This is a genomic window from Polaromonas hydrogenivorans (assembly GCF_040105105.1).
Classification (GTDB): Bacteria; Pseudomonadota; Gammaproteobacteria; order Burkholderiales; family Burkholderiaceae_C; genus Polaromonas; species Polaromonas hydrogenivorans.
Genome location: NZ_CP157675.1, coordinates 2,100,534 through 2,115,863 on the forward strand (window position 1 = coordinate 2,100,534; position 15,330 = coordinate 2,115,863).

Sequence of the window (15,330 nt, forward strand, 5' to 3'; positions counted from 1 at the left end):
CGCAAAAAAATCGCGCTGTTCGCGGCGCGATTCTTTCCAGCTGGCGCAAAGCCTTCTTTCATCAAACCGTTCGGGCTCAACCTGTCTATGCCTTCTGAACGTTTATTGTCATGCCCTCCGACAGGTTCTGGGCACCCTCAACTGCTGCATACGCCATGAAATTTCGCTTTCCGATTGTCATCATTGACGAGGACTTCCGTTCTGAAAACACCTCGGGACTGGGCATACGCGCACTCGCCCAGGCCATAGAAAGCGAAGGCTTCGAGGTGCTGGGCGTCACCAGTTACGGTGATTTATCGCAGTTTGCGCAGCAGCAAAGCCGTGCCAGCGCCTTTATTTTGTCGATTGACGACGAAGAATTCACGCCCGGTCCCGATCTGGACCCGGCCGTGCTCGACCTGCGCAACTTCATTGCCGAGGTGCGCCGAAAAAACCTGGACGTGCCGATTTACGTCTATGGCGAGACCAAGACCTCGCGCCATATTCCCAATGACATCCTGCGCGAGCTGCACGGCTTCATCCACATGTTCGAGGACACGCCCGAATTCGTGGCGCGCCACATCATCCGCGAGGCCAAGAGTTATCTCGAAGGCGTTCAGCCGCCGTTTTTCAAGGCCCTGCTGGACTACGCCGAAGACGGTTCGTATTCATGGCATTGCCCCGGCCATTCCGGCGGCGTGGCCTTCCTGAAAAGCCCGGTCGGACAGATGTACCACCAGTTCTACGGCGAGAACATGCTGCGCTCGGACGTTTGCAATGCGGTGGAGGAACTCGGCCAGCTGCTCGATCACAACGGCGCCATCGGCGCCAGCGAGCGCAATGCGGCGCGCATCTTCAATGCCGACCATTGCTTCTTCGTGACCAACGGTACGTCAACGTCCAACAAGATGGTCTGGCACCATACCGTGGCGCCAGGCGACGTGGTGGTGGTGGACCGCAACTGCCATAAATCGATCCTGCACGCCATCATCATGACCGGCTCGATCCCGGTGTTCCTGAAGCCGACGCGCAACCATTTCGGCATCATCGGCCCGATTCCGCAAAGCGAATTCGAGCCCGAGGCCATCCGCGCCAAGATTGCCGCCAACCCCTTGCTCAAAGGCGTTGATGCCGCCACCGTCAAGCCACGCGTGCTGACGCTGACCCAATCGACCTATGACGGCGTGCTGTACAACACCGAGACCATCAAGGGCATGCTCGACGGCTACATCGACAACCTGCATTTCGACGAAGCCTGGCTGCCGCACGCCGCTTTCCATCCGTTCTACGGCACCTACCACTCGATGGGCAAAAACCGCATCCGGCCGAAAAATGCCGTGGTCTATGCCACGCAGTCGATTCACAAGCTGCTCGCCGGCATCAGCCAGGCCAGCCATGTGCTGGTGCAGGACTCGCAGAACGTCAAGCTCGACAGGCACCTGTTCAACGAGGCCTACCTGATGCACACTTCGACCTCGCCGCAGTACAGCATCATTGCCAGCTGCGACGTGGCCGCCGCCATGATGGAGCCGCCCGGTGGCACCGCGCTGGTCGAGGAAAGCATTGCCGAGGCGCTCGATTTCCGCCGCGCCATGCGCAAGATCGACGAGGAATACGGCACTGACTGGTGGTTCAAGGTATGGGGGCCGGACAAGCTGGTGGAGGAAGGCATTGGCCGCGCCCAGGACTGGATCATCAAGGGCGAGTCGCGCAGCGCCAAGACCGCGAAAAATGGCGCTGCCAACTGGCACGGCTTTGGCCAGATGGCCACCGGCTTCAACATGCTGGACCCGATCAAATCGACCATCGTCACGCCGGGGCTCGATTTGAACGGCAAGTTTGCCAAGACCGGCATTCCGGCCAGCATCGTGACCAAGTTCCTGGCCGAGCATGGCGTGATCGTCGAGAAAACCGGCCTTTACAGCTTCTTCATCCTGTTCACCATCGGCATCACGAAGGGGCGCTGGAACACGCTGCTGACCGCGCTGCAGCAGTTCAAGGACGACTACGACAAGAACCAGCCGATGTGGCGCATCCTGCCCGAGTTCTGCCAGAAGTTCCCGAAGTACGAGCGCATGGGGCTAGCCGACCTGTGCCAGCATATTCATGCCCTGTATGCCAAGTACGACATTGCGCGGCTGACGACCGAGGTGTACCTGAGCGACCTGATGCCGGCCATGAAGCCGAGCGACGCCTACGCCCACATTGCCCATCGCACGACAGAGCGGGTGGAAATCGACCATCTGGAAGGCCGGATCACCGTCGGGCTGGTGACGCCTTATCCGCCCGGCATTCCGCTCTTGATTCCCGGCGAAGTGTTCAACAGGAAAATCGTCGATTACCTGAAGTTTTCGCGCGAATTCAATGCGCAGTGCCCGGGTTTCGAGACCGACATCCATGGCTTGGTCGAGCAGGCCGATGCCAAGGGGAAAGTCCGCTACTACGCCGACTGCGTGAAGAAATAACCAACCGGGAAACACGGAAATGTTGCCGGGACACCATCCCGGCTTGAGTCGAAAGGCCATCCACACACCGTGCGATGGCCTTTTTTACAAAGCGCGTTCAGTCTCTCAGTCTTCGCGTATCCGCATGAAGCTGGCGAAGCGCGGAATGCCGCTGTCGTTCACGCCTCTGAAGCGGTAGGTGATGCGCGTGCCGATGGCCGGCGGATTTTGCCGCTGGGCATCGGTAAACCCAGTGCCCAGTTTGAAGCGCTGCGCGGGCTTTCCGTCAGCCTCCGGCATTTCCACCAGCAGCGCACCCAGTTTGCCGGCGTATTTGCCCTGGCCCGGAACATGCGCCAGGACGCGTGCTTCGCTGTCGTCGTGCGTCTTGAGCTTGAGCAGGTCGTCATTGCGCTGGCCCTTGTACAGCGAAGCGCCGCGATGCAGCATCAGTCCCTCGCCGCCGTTTTTCACGGTTTTGGACAGCAGGGTTTTCAGCGCCTGGGGGCTTGCCACCTTGAACTGCTCCACGGCCTGCACCCAGTGTTGGTCAATCCGGCTGACCACGCCATTGAGGGCCGGAATCCGTTCGGTGAACGGGCCGCCGTGCGCGGGCAGGTCAAACACCATGAAGCGCATGCTGCGCCAGGCAGAATCATCGGGCGTTTGCTGGCGCACGGTGGAAACCGCCTTGGGGAACTGCCCATGGCCCGCCCAGAGTTCGCCATCCATTGCCACATTGGGCCAGCCCGCCGTGAACCAGCCGGGGGCGGCAACGCGCTCGCCGCCGCGTGTCCAGAGGGCCTGGCCGTCCCAGTAGCCGCGCACCCCGTCGAATTTTTCGCTGACCCAGTAATCGGCCAGAACGATGCCGGAGCGGTACACATTGGCCAGCATCAATGAAGGCACTGATGACGGCGGCGGGGAAAGCGCAACAGGCGTGCCGGCCGCCGCAGGCAGCAGCGAGCCTGCAAGGGTCAGGCCGATCAAGGACAGGAAAAAACGTCGCTGCATCGGAGCCCTTTCGGTGTTTGCTATCAAATAAATAGCTGATTATGCAGATGGGTAATGCGCAAACAGCCGTTTTTTCTTGAATCAGGCGACGGAGTCGCTGTCGCGGCTGGCGCCGGCCGTGGCGCTGAAGCCGCAATCGACATAGGTGATTTCAGCCGTCACGCCGCTGGCCAGATCGCTAAGCAAGAATGCGGCCACATTGCCTACATCTTCGATGGTCACGTTGCGGCGCATGGGCGAGGCCGCTGCCACCATGCCCAGCAGCTTGCCGAAATCCTTGATGCCGCTGGCGGCCAGGGTCTTGATCGGACCAGCGCTCAGGCCGTTGGCGCGCATGCCCTTGGGGCCGAGCGATTCGGCCAGGTAGCGCACCGACGCTTCCAGGCTGGCCTTGGCCAGGCCCATGGTGTTGTAGTGCGGAATGATGCGCTCGGCGCCCAGGTAGGTCAGCGTCAGCACGGCGGACTTGGGGTTGAGGTAGGGCAGGGCGGCCTTGGTCATGGCCGGAAAGCTGTAGGCGCTGATGTCGTGCGCGATGCGGAAGTTTTCGCGCGAAAAACCATCCAGGAAATCGCCGGCAATCGCCTCGCGCGGCGCGTAGCCGATGCTGTGGACAAAGCCGTCAAAGGTCGGCCAGGTTTTGGCCAGATCTACAAACAGCTTGTCGATCTGCTCGTCGGAGCCGACATCGCAGTCAAAGATCAGGCTGGAGCCGAAGTCGGCCGCAAATTCGGTGATGCGGTCCTTGAACCGTTCGCCCACGTAGCTGAACGCCAGCTCGGCCCCTTGCGCATGGCAGGCCTTGGCGATGCCATAGGCGATGGACCGGGTGGACAGCACGCCCGTGATCAACAGTTTTTTGCCGGCGAGAAAACCCATTTATAAGCTCCAGTATGTTCGTGTGATTCGGCAACAGTCTTGCGCAGGCTGGCGTTTTGCTTGCGCGCAGGCTGCAAAAAGTTGGCCGACTTAAGTAGTGCAGAATTGTCGCATGCGGGATTTGATTTTTTTACGGGCTTGGCTGGCCGTTTGCGCGCTGTGCCTTGCGCCGGCAAGCTGGGCGGCCCACGCCTATGCCCAGTTTGGCGACATCAAGTATTCGGCCGGCTTCACGCATTTCGGCTATGTGAATCCAGCTGCCCCCAAAGGCGGCGAAATCCGCATGGTGCCGCCAACCCGGCCGACCAATTTCGACAAGTTCAACCCGTTCACCCTGCGCGGCACCGCACCCTATGGCCTGGGAATTTTGCTGATCGAAAGCCTGCTGACGGGCAATTCGGAAGAGCCGACCACCGCCTACGGACTGCTGGCCGATGACGTGACGGTCGCGCCCGACAGGCTGTCGGCCACCTTTCACCTCAACGAGAAGGCGCGTTTTCACAACGGTGCGCAGGTAGCGGCCACCGATGTGCTGCATTCGTACACCCAGCTCACCAGCAAGCTTGCCGCGCCGCAGTACCGCACGATTTATGCCGAAGTCAAGGGCGTCACGGTGGTTTCCGAGCGCGTGGTGCGTTTTGATTTCCTGACGCCCAATCCCGAGTTGCCGCTGGTGGTGGGCGGCATGCCGGTGTTCAGCCGCGACTGGGGCAAGGCCAAGCCCTTCGACAAGATCGTGTCTGAAGTGCCGATTGGCTCGGGGCCGTACAAAATTGCCAGCCCGGCAATGGGGCGCGACATTACCTATGTGCGCGATCCGGCGTACTGGGGCAATGAGTTGCCAAGCCGCAAGGGTCAGTTCAACTTTGACCGCATCAGCTTCAAGATTTACCTCGACGAAACCTCGCGCTTCGAGGGACTGAAGGCCGGCGAATTTGATTTCCTGCGTGAATTCATCTCGCGCAACTGGGCGCGGCAGTACACCGGTAAGCAGTTCACCTCGGGCGAGCTGGTCAAGCGCGCTTTTGAAAACCGCAACCCCGGCGATTTCCAGGGGTATGTGTTCAACCTGCGAAATCCCAAGTTCCAGGATGCGCGGGTGCGCAAGGCGATTGGCCTGGCGATGGATTTCGAGTGGATGAACCGGCAGCTGTTCTACGGCCTGTACAAGCGCGTCAACGGTTACTTTCCCAATAGCGAATTTCATGCGGAAGGCTTGCCCAAACCCGATGAACTGGCTTTGCTCGAACCCTTGCGCGCCCGGCTCAAGCCCGAAGTCTTCGGTCCCGTGCCGGTGTCGCCCAGCACCACGCCGCCCGGCAGCCTGCGGGGCAACCTGCGCCAGGCCCAGGCGCTGCTGCGCGAGGCCGGCTGGACGTACCGCGATGGCGCCTTGCGCAACACCAAGGGCGAGGCTTTCACCATGGAATTCCTGAACGACCAGCCTTCGCTGGTGCGCATCGTCGGGCCGTTCCAGAAGGCGCTGGAAAAGCTCGGCATCACCATGACCTACCGCATCGTCGATTTTTCACTCGGCAAGCAGAAGATGGATGCGTTTGATTTCGAGGTCACGACGCTGCGCCTGCCGGGCAGCACTGCGCCGGGCGGCGAGTTGCTGGAGTTGTTTGGCTCGAAGGCGGCCACCACGCCGGGGTCTTCGAACGTCTGGGGAATTGCCGACCCGGCCGTCGATGCGCTGCTGCAAAAGGTCGTGACCGCCAAGACCCGGCCTGAATTGAGCGCGGCCATGCGATCGCTGGACCGTGTGCTGACCAACGGCTATTACTCGGTGCCGCAGTATTACGGCGACGCCTTCCTGATTGGTTATCGGCCACGCCGCTTTGTTTTGCCTGTCACAGTTCCGCCGTATTACCAGCCCGACACCTGGGCCATGAGCACCTGGTGGGCGTCGCCCTCCAACAAATAGGAAGTCAAACCCTCCATGGCCAGCTACATCCTCAAGCGCCTGCTGCTGATGATTCCGACCCTGTTCGGCGTCTTGTTGCTGACCTTTGCCATGGTGCAGTTCGTGCCGGGCGGGCCGGTCGAGCAGATGGTGGCGCAGCTGCAGGGCCGCGATTCGGGCGGTGAACGGGCCGCCAGCGCTGGGGCGGGCTACCGGGGGCGGCAGGGAATCGATGCCGAGCGCATCGAGGAAATCAAGGCGCTGTACGGTTTCGACAAGCCGGTGCATGAGCGCTTTTTCCAGATGCTGGGCCGCTTTGCTCGCTTTGACCTGGGCAACAGTTTTTACCAGCACAAGGATGTCTGGCAACTGGTCAAGGAAAAGCTGCCGGTGTCGGTCAGCCTGGGGCTGTGGACGTTTTTCCTCAGCTACCTGATCGCCGTGCCGCTGGGCGTGGCCAAGGCGGTCAGGGCGGGCAGCCGGTTTGACTTCGTGACCACCCTGGTGGTGCTGGTCGGCTATGCGATTCCGGGCTTTGTGCTGGGCGTGGCGCTGCTGGTGGTGTTTGGCGGGCAATTGCAGTGGTTTCCGCTGCGCGGGCTGACCTCGGCCAACTGGGAAACGCTGGGCTGGGGCGCCCGGATCACCGACTACCTCTGGCATATCACGCTGCCCATCACGGCCATGGTGCTGGGCAGCTTTGCCGTGACGACGGTGCTGACCAAGAATTCGTTCCTGGAGGAAATCCGCAAGCAGTATGTGCTGACCGCCCGCGCCAAGGGGCTGAGCGAGCGGCAGGTACTGTGGAAGCATGTGTTTCGCAATGCGCTGATTCCCATCATCACCGGCTTTCCGGCCGCGTTCATCGGGGCTTTTTTTACCGGCTCCTTGTTGATAGAAACCCTGTTTTCGCTCGATGGCCTGGGCCTGCTCAGCTATGAAAGCGTGATCCGGCGCGATTACCCGGTGGTGCTGGGAACGCTGTACCTGTTTACCTTGATCGGCCTGGTGACCAAGCTCATCAGCGACCTTTGCTATGTGTGGGTCGATCCGCGCGTGAAGTTTGATTGAGCATGGAAATTAGTTCTTCACCCGTGTCGCCGCCCTCGGTCTCGCCCTCCCGCCGTGCCTGGCAGCGCTTCAGGCGCAACCGGCTGGGTTACTGGAGCCTGGTGCTGTTTTGCCTGCTGGTGTTGTTCAGCCTGTTTGCCGAGCTGCTGTCGAACGACAAGCCGCTGGTGGTGAGCTACCACGGCAAGCTGTACTTTCCGCTGGTCAAGGATTATTCGGAAAAAACCTTCGACGGCGACTTCGACACGCCTGCCGACTACCTGGACCCGTTCATCCAGGGCAAGTTGACGCAGGGCGGCAACTGGGCGATTTACCCACCCAATCCCTACGGGCCGCGCACCATCAACTATTTCGCCAAGGACCCGAATCCTTCGGCGCCGTCGCGTGACAACCTGTTTGGCACCGATGACCGGGGGCGCGATTTGCTGGCGCAACTGATCTACGGCTTTCGCCTCAGCGTGCTGTTTGGCCTGGCGCTGACCTTTATCGGCGTGGTGATGGGCGTGATTGCCGGTGCCATCCAGGGTTATGCGGGCGGCAGGACCGACCTGATCGGCCAGCGCTTCATGGAAATCTGGGGCTCCATGCCCGAGTTGTACCTCTTGATCATTTTCAGCGCCATCTTTGCGCCCAGCGTGGCGCTGCTGCTGGTGCTGCTCAGCCTGTTCGGCTGGATGGGGCTGTCGGACTATGTGCGCGCCGAGTTTTTGCGCAACCGCCAGATGGACTACGTGCGGGCCGCCAAGGCCCTGGGCGTCAGCAATTTGCAGATCATGTGGCGGCACATCCTGCCCAACAGCCTCACGCCCGTGGTGACGTTTTTGCCGTTTCGCATGAGCGCGGCCATTCTGGCGCTGACCTCGCTGGATTTCCTGGGGCTGGGCGTGCCGCCGGGAACGCCGTCCCTCGGCGAGTTGCTGAGCCAGGGTAAGGCCAATATCGACGCTTGGTGGATTTCACTGTCCACGTTTGCCGTGCTGGTTGTCACCCTGCTGCTGCTGACCTTCATGGGCGACGCCCTGCGCGATGCGCTGGACCCGAGAAAGATCGACCAATGACCCGTCCGCTCCTCGATGTCAAAGACCTGCGCGTGTCCTTCGCGGGCAAGGAAGTCGTTCGCGGCATCGACTTCTCCATCGCGCCCGGCGAAAAGCTGGCACTGGTCGGCGAGTCGGGCTCGGGCAAGACCGTGACGGCGCTGAGCCTGCTGCGGCTGGTCCAGGATGCGGCGATCAGCGGGCAGGCGCTGTTTGAGGCGCCGGGCGGCCCGGGCGATCTGTTGTCCATGCCCGAGCGCGCGCTGCTCGGCATTCGCGGCCGGGACATCGCCATGATTTTCCAGGAGCCGATGACGGCGTTGAACCCGCTGTTCACCGTGGGCGACCAGATTGCTGAAGTTTTACAGCTAAAAGAGGGGTTTGCGCAGGCTGCATCTGCGCAAGCAGCTATTAAATTACTAGCAGATACAGGTATTACAGAACCAGAACGACGGGCAAATTCCTTTCCGCACCAGCTCTCGGGTGGCCAGCGTCAGCGCGCCATGATCGCCATGGCGCTGGCTTGCAAGCCCAAACTGCTGCTGGCTGACGAGCCGACCACGGCGCTCGATGTCACGCTGCGCGGCCAGATTCTGGACCTGCTCGGTGATTTGCAGCGGCGCAACGGCATGGCCGTGCTTTTAATTACGCATGACCTGAACCTGGTGCGCCGCTTTGCGGACCGGGTTGCGGTCATGGAAAACGGCCATATCGTCGAGCAGGGCATGGTCGCCGACGTGTTTGCCCGGCCTCGGCATGCCTACACCCGAAAATTGATTGACAGCAAGCCGGTGCGTGATGTGGTGCCGGCTGGCGTTGCTGGCGCGGACTCCCCGCCGGTCATGCAGGCCAGCCATTTGCGCGTCGCTTACCCGGTGGCCGTTCCGGGCTTTCAGGGCTGGTTCAAAAGCGGCGAGTTTGTCGCCGTCAAGGATGCCAGTTTCAGCATTCCACCCGGCACGACGCTGGGCATCGTGGGCGAGTCGGGTTCGGGCAAGTCCACCCTGGCGCTGGCCAGCCTGGGATTGTTGAAATTTTCCGGTCAATTGCAGGCGGCCGGGCAGCCGTGGAACCGGCAGGCCGCTGGCGACAAGGCCATCCGCAAGGTGGTCCAGGTGGTGTTCCAGGATCCGTTTTCATCGCTGTCGCCGCGCATGACGGTGGAGGCGATTGTGGAAGAGGGGCTGCTGGTGCATGAGCCCTTGCTGAGCCTGGCTGAAAGAAGGGTGCGCGTCGAACAATCCCTGGCCGATGTGGGCATGGGCGAAGCGCAGTTTCCGGGCTTGCTGAGGCGCTACCCGCATGAGTTTTCGGGTGGCCAGCGCCAGCGGCTGGCGATTGCCCGGGTGCTCATCATCAACCCCGGCCTGCTGGTGCTGGATGAACCCACCAGTGCGCTGGATGTGACGATCCAAAAGCAGGTACTGGCGCTGCTGCAGCGTCTGCAGCGGGAGCGCGGTTTGAGCTATCTGCTGATCACGCACGACATCGACGTGATCCGCGCCATGGCCCACGAGGTGATGGTGATGAAAGACGGCGAAATCGTCGAATCGGGCAGCGTGCTGGAGGTGCTGGACACACCGTGCCATCCCTACACGCGGATATTGGTTGCCCAGGGATGATGGCTCTGCCGGATGGCTTGCATTTGTTGCCGTTTGCAGGCATTACGGGCATGAAAATGGTTGCTTCGCAGCGCCCTTTACGCTAGAATACGCGCTTCACACGACCAAATGGGCGGGTTTTCACCGCCCATTTTTTTTGGGCGTTTGTTTTTGCACACAGGCAAAAAGTAGATAAAAGTAATCAAAGGGACGAAAGACTGAATGGCTTTGCAAGAGACGATTGAGCAAACGGTAACCGGGCTGGGCTACGAGCTGGTAGAAATCGAGAGGACCAGCGGCGGCTTGCTGCGTGTCACGATTGACATGCCTTACCTTGCCGGTACGGTCCCAGGCGCCGAGCAGTTCATCAACGCGGAGGACTGCGAAAAGGTCACGCGCCAGTTGCAGTTCGTGCTTGAAGTCGAAGGCGCCGAGTATTCGCGGCTTGAAGTCAGTTCCCCCGGCATCGACCGGCCCCTGCGCAATGAAAAAGATTTCGAGCGTTTTGCCGGCGAGCTGATCGACATCACGCTCAAGGCGCCGATTGGCGTGGCTGCAAGTGCCGGTTCAACCGTCTCGGCCAGCCGAAAGAAATTCCGTGGCACGCTGGAGCGGGCTGAGCCGGTGGACGGCAAGCCAGGCTGGCAAATCGTCTGGAGCGACGAGCCTGCTGTCAAGCCAGGCCAGAAAATCAGCAAGAAACGAATTCCCGCGCCGCTGCAGGCGCTGGGCTTCACGCTGGATGAAATCAATCAGGCGCGTTTGGCGCCGGTGGTTGATTTCAAGGGCCGCAGACCAAAATCTGTTGCCGATACATCCATAGATAAATAATTTAGAAAGGCAGGCTTGTGAAATGAATCGCGAACTGTTGATGTTGGTTGATGCCATCTCGCGTGAAAAAAACGTTGAACGCGACGTCGTCTTTGGCGCCGTCGAGCTTGCGCTCGCCTCTGCCACCAAGAAAGTTTATGCCGATGGCGTGGACATCCGTGTTGCGGTTGATCGTGACAGTGGAAATTACGAAACCTTCCGCCGCTGGCTTGTGGTTGCTGACGAGGCCGGCCTGCAAAATCCCGAAGCCGAAGAGCTGGTGACCGATGCGCGCGACGAAATCCCCGACATTGAAGAGGGCGACTACATCGAAAAGCCGGTCGAAAGCCTGCCGATTGGCCGCATTGGCGCGCAGGCGGCCAAGCAGGTCATCCTGCAAAAAATCCGCGACGCCGAGCGCGAAATGCTGCTCAACGACTTCATGTCGCGCGGCGACAAGATTTTTGTCGGCACCGTCAAGCGCATGGACAAGGGCGACCTGATCGTGGAGTCAGGCCGTGTCGAGGGCCGTCTGCGCCGCAGCGACATGATTCCAAAAGAAAACCTGCGCACCGGCGACCGTGTCCGCGCCATGATCATGGAAGTTGACACCACGCTGCGTGGCGCCCCCATCATCCTGTCGCGCACTTCGCCTGAGTACATGATTGAGCTGTTCCGCCAGGAAGTCCCTGAAATCGAGCAGGGCCTGCTTGAAATCAAGACCTGCGCGCGCGATCCCGGCTCACGCGCCAAGATCGCCGTGCTGTCGCATGACAAGCGCGTTGATCCGATCGGCACCTGCGTCGGCGTTCGCGGCACCCGCGTCAATGGCGTGACCAACGAGCTGGCCGGCGAACGCGTCGATATCGTGCTGTGGAGCGAAGACCCGGCCCAGTTCGTGATCGGTGCGCTGGCGCCCGCCAATGTGTCGTCGATCGTGGTGGATGAAGAGCGTCACGCGATGGACGTGGTGGTGGATGAGGAAAACCTCGCCATCGCCATTGGCCGTGGCGGCCAGAACGTGCGCCTGGCGTCCGAGCTGACCGGCTGGAAGATCAACATCATGGATGCCAACGAGTCTGCCCAAAAGCAGGCCAGCGAAACCGACAGCAGCCGCAAGCTGTTCATGGCCAAGCTCGACGTGGACCAGGAAATCGCCGACATCCTGATTGCCGAAGGCTTTACCAGCCTGGAAGAAGTGGCCTATGTGCCGCTGCAGGAAATGCTTGAAATCGAATCTTTCGATGAAGATACCGTCAACGAGCTGCGCACACGCGCCAAAGACGCTCTTTTGACGATGGAAATCGCCCAGGAAGAAAATGTCGGCGGTGTTTCGCAGAATCTGCGCGACGTTGAAGGCTTGACGCCCGAGCTGATTGCCAAATTGACCGAAGCGGGTGTTGCCACCCGCGACGACCTGGCCGATCTGGCCGTGGATGAGCTTACCGATATAACCGGCCAGTCTGCGGACGAGGCCAAAGCCCTGATCATGACTGCACGCGCCCATTGGTTTACCGATGGCGCTGGCGACGCTGCTGCACCCGCAGCAGCCCAAGAGCAGTGATCATGGAGGCCAGTCAGGAAAACCAAATATGTCCAGTACCACTACCGTCGCTGAATTCGCAGCTGAATTGAATAAATCTCCCGCTACCCTGATCGAGCAATTGACCAGCGCAGGCGTTGCCAAGGTGCAGGCCAGCGATCCCTTGTCGGAATCCGACAAGCAAAAGCTGCTCGGCTACCTGCATGCCAGCCATGGCACGGTCGCCGCTGACCGCAAAAAGATCACCCTGGTGAAAAAGTCCACCAGCGAGATCAAGCAGGCAGACTCAACGGGCAGGGCCCGAATCATTCCTGTCCAGACGATCAAGAAGCGCACCTTTATCAAGCGCGATGACGGCTCTGACATGCCGGTTGAAGAAGCCCAGCCGGAAGTGCTGGTCGCGCCGCAGGTTCAGGCCGCAGAAGATGCCGAACTGGTCCGCCGCGAAGACGAGGCTAACCGCCATGCCGAGTTGTTGCGCCGCCAGGAAGCAGAACTGACGGAAAAGCGCCGTTTGCGTGATGAGCAGGCTGCGCAGGAAGCGGCCCGTGAGCGCGAACGTGAAGCGGCGGCGCAAAAAGCGCAGGCCGAAGCGGCAGCCCAGGCGGCAGCAGCTGCACAAGCGGCTGCCTTGGCCGCAGAGGCTGCGAAAAAAGTCAAGCCTACGATTGGTAAAATCTTCAAACCGGCTCCGGTAGCCCCAACGGCTCCGGCCATTACGGTGGAAGCACAAAAAGTGATTGATACAGCTGCTGCAGAAAAGACCAGCAAGGCCGCCGAAGCCGCCACTGCGAAAGCGGCTGAAACCGCTTCTTTGCAGGCCGCCGCCAAAGCCAAGGCCACCGCTGAATTCCAGGCCGATGCGGCCAAGGCCGTGGATTTGCAGGAGCGCCGGCGCAAGGCCGAGGCCGAAGCCGCAGGCATTCGCGCCATGCTGTCCGCACCAAAACGCGTGCTGGTTCCGCATGTGGACCCGAAGATTGCGATGAAGGGAACGCTGCACAAGCCAGTCGTTGCCCCGGGTGCCGCAAAGCCTGCCGTTCCTGCCGCTGCTGCACCCGCAGCTCCGGGGGCCGCCGGCAAGAAGGAAGTCAAGTCCGAGAACCTGTCTTCGACCTGGAAAGATGACGCCGCCAAGAAAAAGGGCATCCCGAGCCGTGGCGCTCCGGTGGTACCGGGTCGCGGCAATTTCCGCGCCGGCCCGCGTGGCCGTCGCAGCTCGGGTCGCGATGTGCGTCCGGAGTCGAATTTCGTCGCACCGACCGAATTCAAGGTGCTTGAGGTCCATGTGCCGGAAACCATCACGGTGTCCGAACTGGCCCACAAGATGAGCATCAAGTCGTCCGAAGTCATCAAGCATTTGATGAAGCTGGGCCAGATGGTCACCATCAACCAGCCGCTGGACCAGGACACCGCCATGATCGTGGTGGAAGAAATGGGCCATACCGCACTGACCGCCGCGCTGGACGATCCGGAAGCCTTCACCGCTGACGATGTGCAGGGCCAGCAGGCCGAAGCGCTGCCACGCGCACCAGTGGTCACCGTCATGGGTCACGTTGACCATGGCAAGACCTCGCTGCTCGACTACATCCGACGCGCCAAGGTGGCCTCCGGTGAAGCCGGCGGCATTACCCAGCATATCGGCGCCTACCATGTGCAAACCCCGCGCGGCATGGTGTCCTTCCTCGATACCCCGGGCCACGAGGCGTTTACCGCCATGCGTGCCCGTGGCGCGCAGGCCACCGACATCGTGATCCTGGTGGTGGCGGCCGACGACGGTGTGATGCCGCAGACCAAGGAAGCCATCAAGCACGCCCGTGCTGCTGGCGTTCCCATCGTCGTGGCGATCAACAAGATCGACAAGCCCGGCATCAACCTGGAGCGCGTCAAGGGCGAACTGGTCACCGAAGGCGTCGTGCCCGAAGAATTCGGCGGTGACTCGCCATTCGTGCCCGTCTCCGCCCATACCGGCGCCGGTATTGACAACCTGCTGGAGCAGGTGCTGCTGCAGGCCGAAGTGCTCGAACTCAAGGCATCGGTCGATTCCCTGGCCAAGGGCCTGGTCATTGAAGCACGCCTCGACAAGGGCCGTGGCCCGGTCGCCACCGTGCTGGTCCAGTCCGGTACGCTGAAAGCCGGCGACGTGGTGCTGGCTGGCTCGACCTATGGCCGCGTGCGCGCCATGCTGGACGAAAACGGCAAGCCGATCAAGACCGCCGGTCCTTCGATTCCGGTCGAAATCCAGGGTCTGACGGAAGTGCCTCAGGCCGGCGACGATTTCATGGTCATGACGGACGAACGCCGTGTGCGCGAAATCGCCACCTACCGTGCCGGCAAGTTCCGCAACACCAAGCTGGCCAAGCAGCAGGCGTCCAAGCTGGAGAACATGTTCTCCGACATCAACGCCGGCGAAGTCAAGATGCTGCCGATCATCATCAAGGCCGACGTGCAGGGTTCGCAGGAAGCGCTGGCGCAGTCGCTGCTCAAGCTCTCGACCGACGAGGTCAAGGTGCAACTGGTGTACTCCGGCGTCGGCGGTATCTCCGAGTCCGACGTGAATCTGGCGATTGCTTCGAAGGCCGTGCTGATCGGGTTCAACACCCGCGCCGATGCCCAGGCGCGCAAGCAGGCCGAGAACAACGGCATCGAGATCCGTTACTACAACATCATTTATGACGCTGTGGACGAACTCAAGGCCGCCATGTCCGGCATGCTCACGCCCGACAAGAAGGAAGAAATCATCGGCAATGCCGAGATTCGCAATATCTTCAAGGTCAGCAAGATCGGCTCGATTGCCGGCTGTATGGTCACCGCCGGTGTGGTTCGCCGCACCGCCAAGCTGCGCTTGCTGCGCCAGAACGTGGTCATCTTCACCGGTGAACTCGACTCGCTCAAGCGTTTCAAGGACGATGCCAAGGAAGTCAAGGAAGGCTTCGAGTGCGGCTTGAACCTGAAGAACTACAACGACATCGAAGTCGGTGACATTCTGGAGTTCTTCGAAATCAAGGAAGTCGCCCGGACCTTGTAAGAACACGGCGGTCCGCCT

10 protein-coding genes are annotated in these 15,330 nt (G+C 60.9%); 8 read left to right on the forward strand and 2 right to left on the reverse strand.

The window, feature by feature from the left end; genetic code table 11:
• The first annotated feature begins 155 nt into the window (after nucleotides 1–155).
• Nucleotides 156–2,444, forward strand: a complete 2,289-nt coding sequence (locus tag ABLV49_RS10070) for an arginine/lysine/ornithine decarboxylase (protein WP_349281446.1) — start codon at nucleotides 156–158, stop codon at nucleotides 2,442–2,444.
• A 105-nt stretch (nucleotides 2,445–2,549) separates the two neighbouring features.
• Here ABLV49_RS10070 and ABLV49_RS10075 read toward each other — a convergent pair whose 3' ends face one another.
• Entirely contained in the window at nucleotides 2,550–3,437 is an 888-nt protein-coding gene (locus ABLV49_RS10075) for a DNA ligase (RefSeq protein ID WP_349281447.1), read from the reverse strand.
• 81 nt (nucleotides 3,438–3,518) lie between these two features.
• Nucleotides 3,519–4,316 (reverse strand): enoyl-ACP reductase FabI, encoded by a 798-nt coding sequence (gene fabI, locus ABLV49_RS10080; RefSeq protein WP_011801407.1) that lies wholly within the window; start codon nucleotides 4,314–4,316, stop codon nucleotides 3,519–3,521.
• Nucleotides 4,317–4,428: 112 nt separating this feature from the next.
• Here fabI and ABLV49_RS10085 point away from each other — a divergent pair, with 112 nt between their 5' ends.
• The 7 genes from ABLV49_RS10085 (at nucleotide 4,429) to infB (ending at nucleotide 15,312) form a co-directional block, all read left to right on the forward strand.
• Nucleotides 4,429–6,243, forward strand: coding sequence for an extracellular solute-binding protein (locus ABLV49_RS10085; protein ID WP_349281448.1), 1,815 nt, complete (start codon nucleotides 4,429–4,431; stop codon nucleotides 6,241–6,243).
• Between the two features lie 15 nt (nucleotides 6,244–6,258).
• Complete coding sequence (locus ABLV49_RS10090; RefSeq protein WP_349281449.1) at nucleotides 6,259–7,293, forward strand: microcin C ABC transporter permease YejB; 1,035 nt, start codon at nucleotides 6,259–6,261, stop codon at nucleotides 7,291–7,293.
• Nucleotides 7,294–7,295: 2 nt separating this feature from the next.
• Complete coding sequence (locus tag ABLV49_RS10095; RefSeq protein WP_349281450.1) at nucleotides 7,296–8,351, forward strand: ABC transporter permease; 1,056 nt, start codon at nucleotides 7,296–7,298, stop codon at nucleotides 8,349–8,351.
• A complete protein-coding gene (locus ABLV49_RS10100; RefSeq protein WP_349281451.1) occupies nucleotides 8,348–9,952 on the forward strand; it encodes an ABC transporter ATP-binding protein in 1,605 nt (534 codons plus the stop codon). The genes ABLV49_RS10095 and ABLV49_RS10100 overlap by 4 nt, the downstream gene beginning before the upstream one ends.
• Before the next feature lie 201 nt (nucleotides 9,953–10,153).
• On the forward strand, nucleotides 10,154–10,762 hold the full coding sequence (gene rimP, locus ABLV49_RS10105) for a ribosome maturation factor RimP (protein WP_349281452.1): 609 nt from the start codon (nucleotides 10,154–10,156) through the stop codon (nucleotides 10,760–10,762).
• 22 nt (nucleotides 10,763–10,784) lie between these two features.
• On the forward strand, nucleotides 10,785–12,305 hold the full coding sequence (gene nusA, locus ABLV49_RS10110; RefSeq protein ID WP_349281453.1) for a transcription termination factor NusA: 1,521 nt from the start codon (nucleotides 10,785–10,787) through the stop codon (nucleotides 12,303–12,305).
• Between the two features lie 28 nt (nucleotides 12,306–12,333).
• On the forward strand, nucleotides 12,334–15,312 hold the full coding sequence (gene infB, locus ABLV49_RS10115; RefSeq protein ID WP_349281454.1) for a translation initiation factor IF-2: 2,979 nt from the start codon (nucleotides 12,334–12,336) through the stop codon (nucleotides 15,310–15,312).
• The last annotated feature ends 18 nt before the right edge of the window (nucleotides 15,313–15,330 follow it).

Coding starts and splice junctions, on each gene's coding strand:
- ABLV49_RS10070 (WP_349281446.1), top strand. CDS start 156: ATGAAATTTCGCTTTCCGATTGTCATCATTGACGAGGACTTCCGTTCT.
- ABLV49_RS10075 (WP_349281447.1), bottom strand. CDS start 3,437: ATGCAGCGACGTTTTTTCCTGTCCTTGATCGGCCTGACCCTTGCAGGC.
- fabI (WP_011801407.1), bottom strand. CDS start 4,316: ATGGGTTTTCTCGCCGGCAAAAAACTGTTGATCACGGGCGTGCTGTCC.
- ABLV49_RS10085 (WP_349281448.1), top strand. CDS start 4,429: ATGCGGGATTTGATTTTTTTACGGGCTTGGCTGGCCGTTTGCGCGCTG.
- ABLV49_RS10090 (WP_349281449.1), top strand. CDS start 6,259: ATGGCCAGCTACATCCTCAAGCGCCTGCTGCTGATGATTCCGACCCTG.
- ABLV49_RS10095 (WP_349281450.1), top strand. CDS start 7,296: ATGGAAATTAGTTCTTCACCCGTGTCGCCGCCCTCGGTCTCGCCCTCC.
- ABLV49_RS10100 (WP_349281451.1), top strand. CDS start 8,348: ATGACCCGTCCGCTCCTCGATGTCAAAGACCTGCGCGTGTCCTTCGCG.
- rimP (WP_349281452.1), top strand. CDS start 10,154: ATGGCTTTGCAAGAGACGATTGAGCAAACGGTAACCGGGCTGGGCTAC.
- nusA (WP_349281453.1), top strand. CDS start 10,785: ATGAATCGCGAACTGTTGATGTTGGTTGATGCCATCTCGCGTGAAAAA.
- infB (WP_349281454.1), top strand. CDS start 12,334: ATGTCCAGTACCACTACCGTCGCTGAATTCGCAGCTGAATTGAATAAA.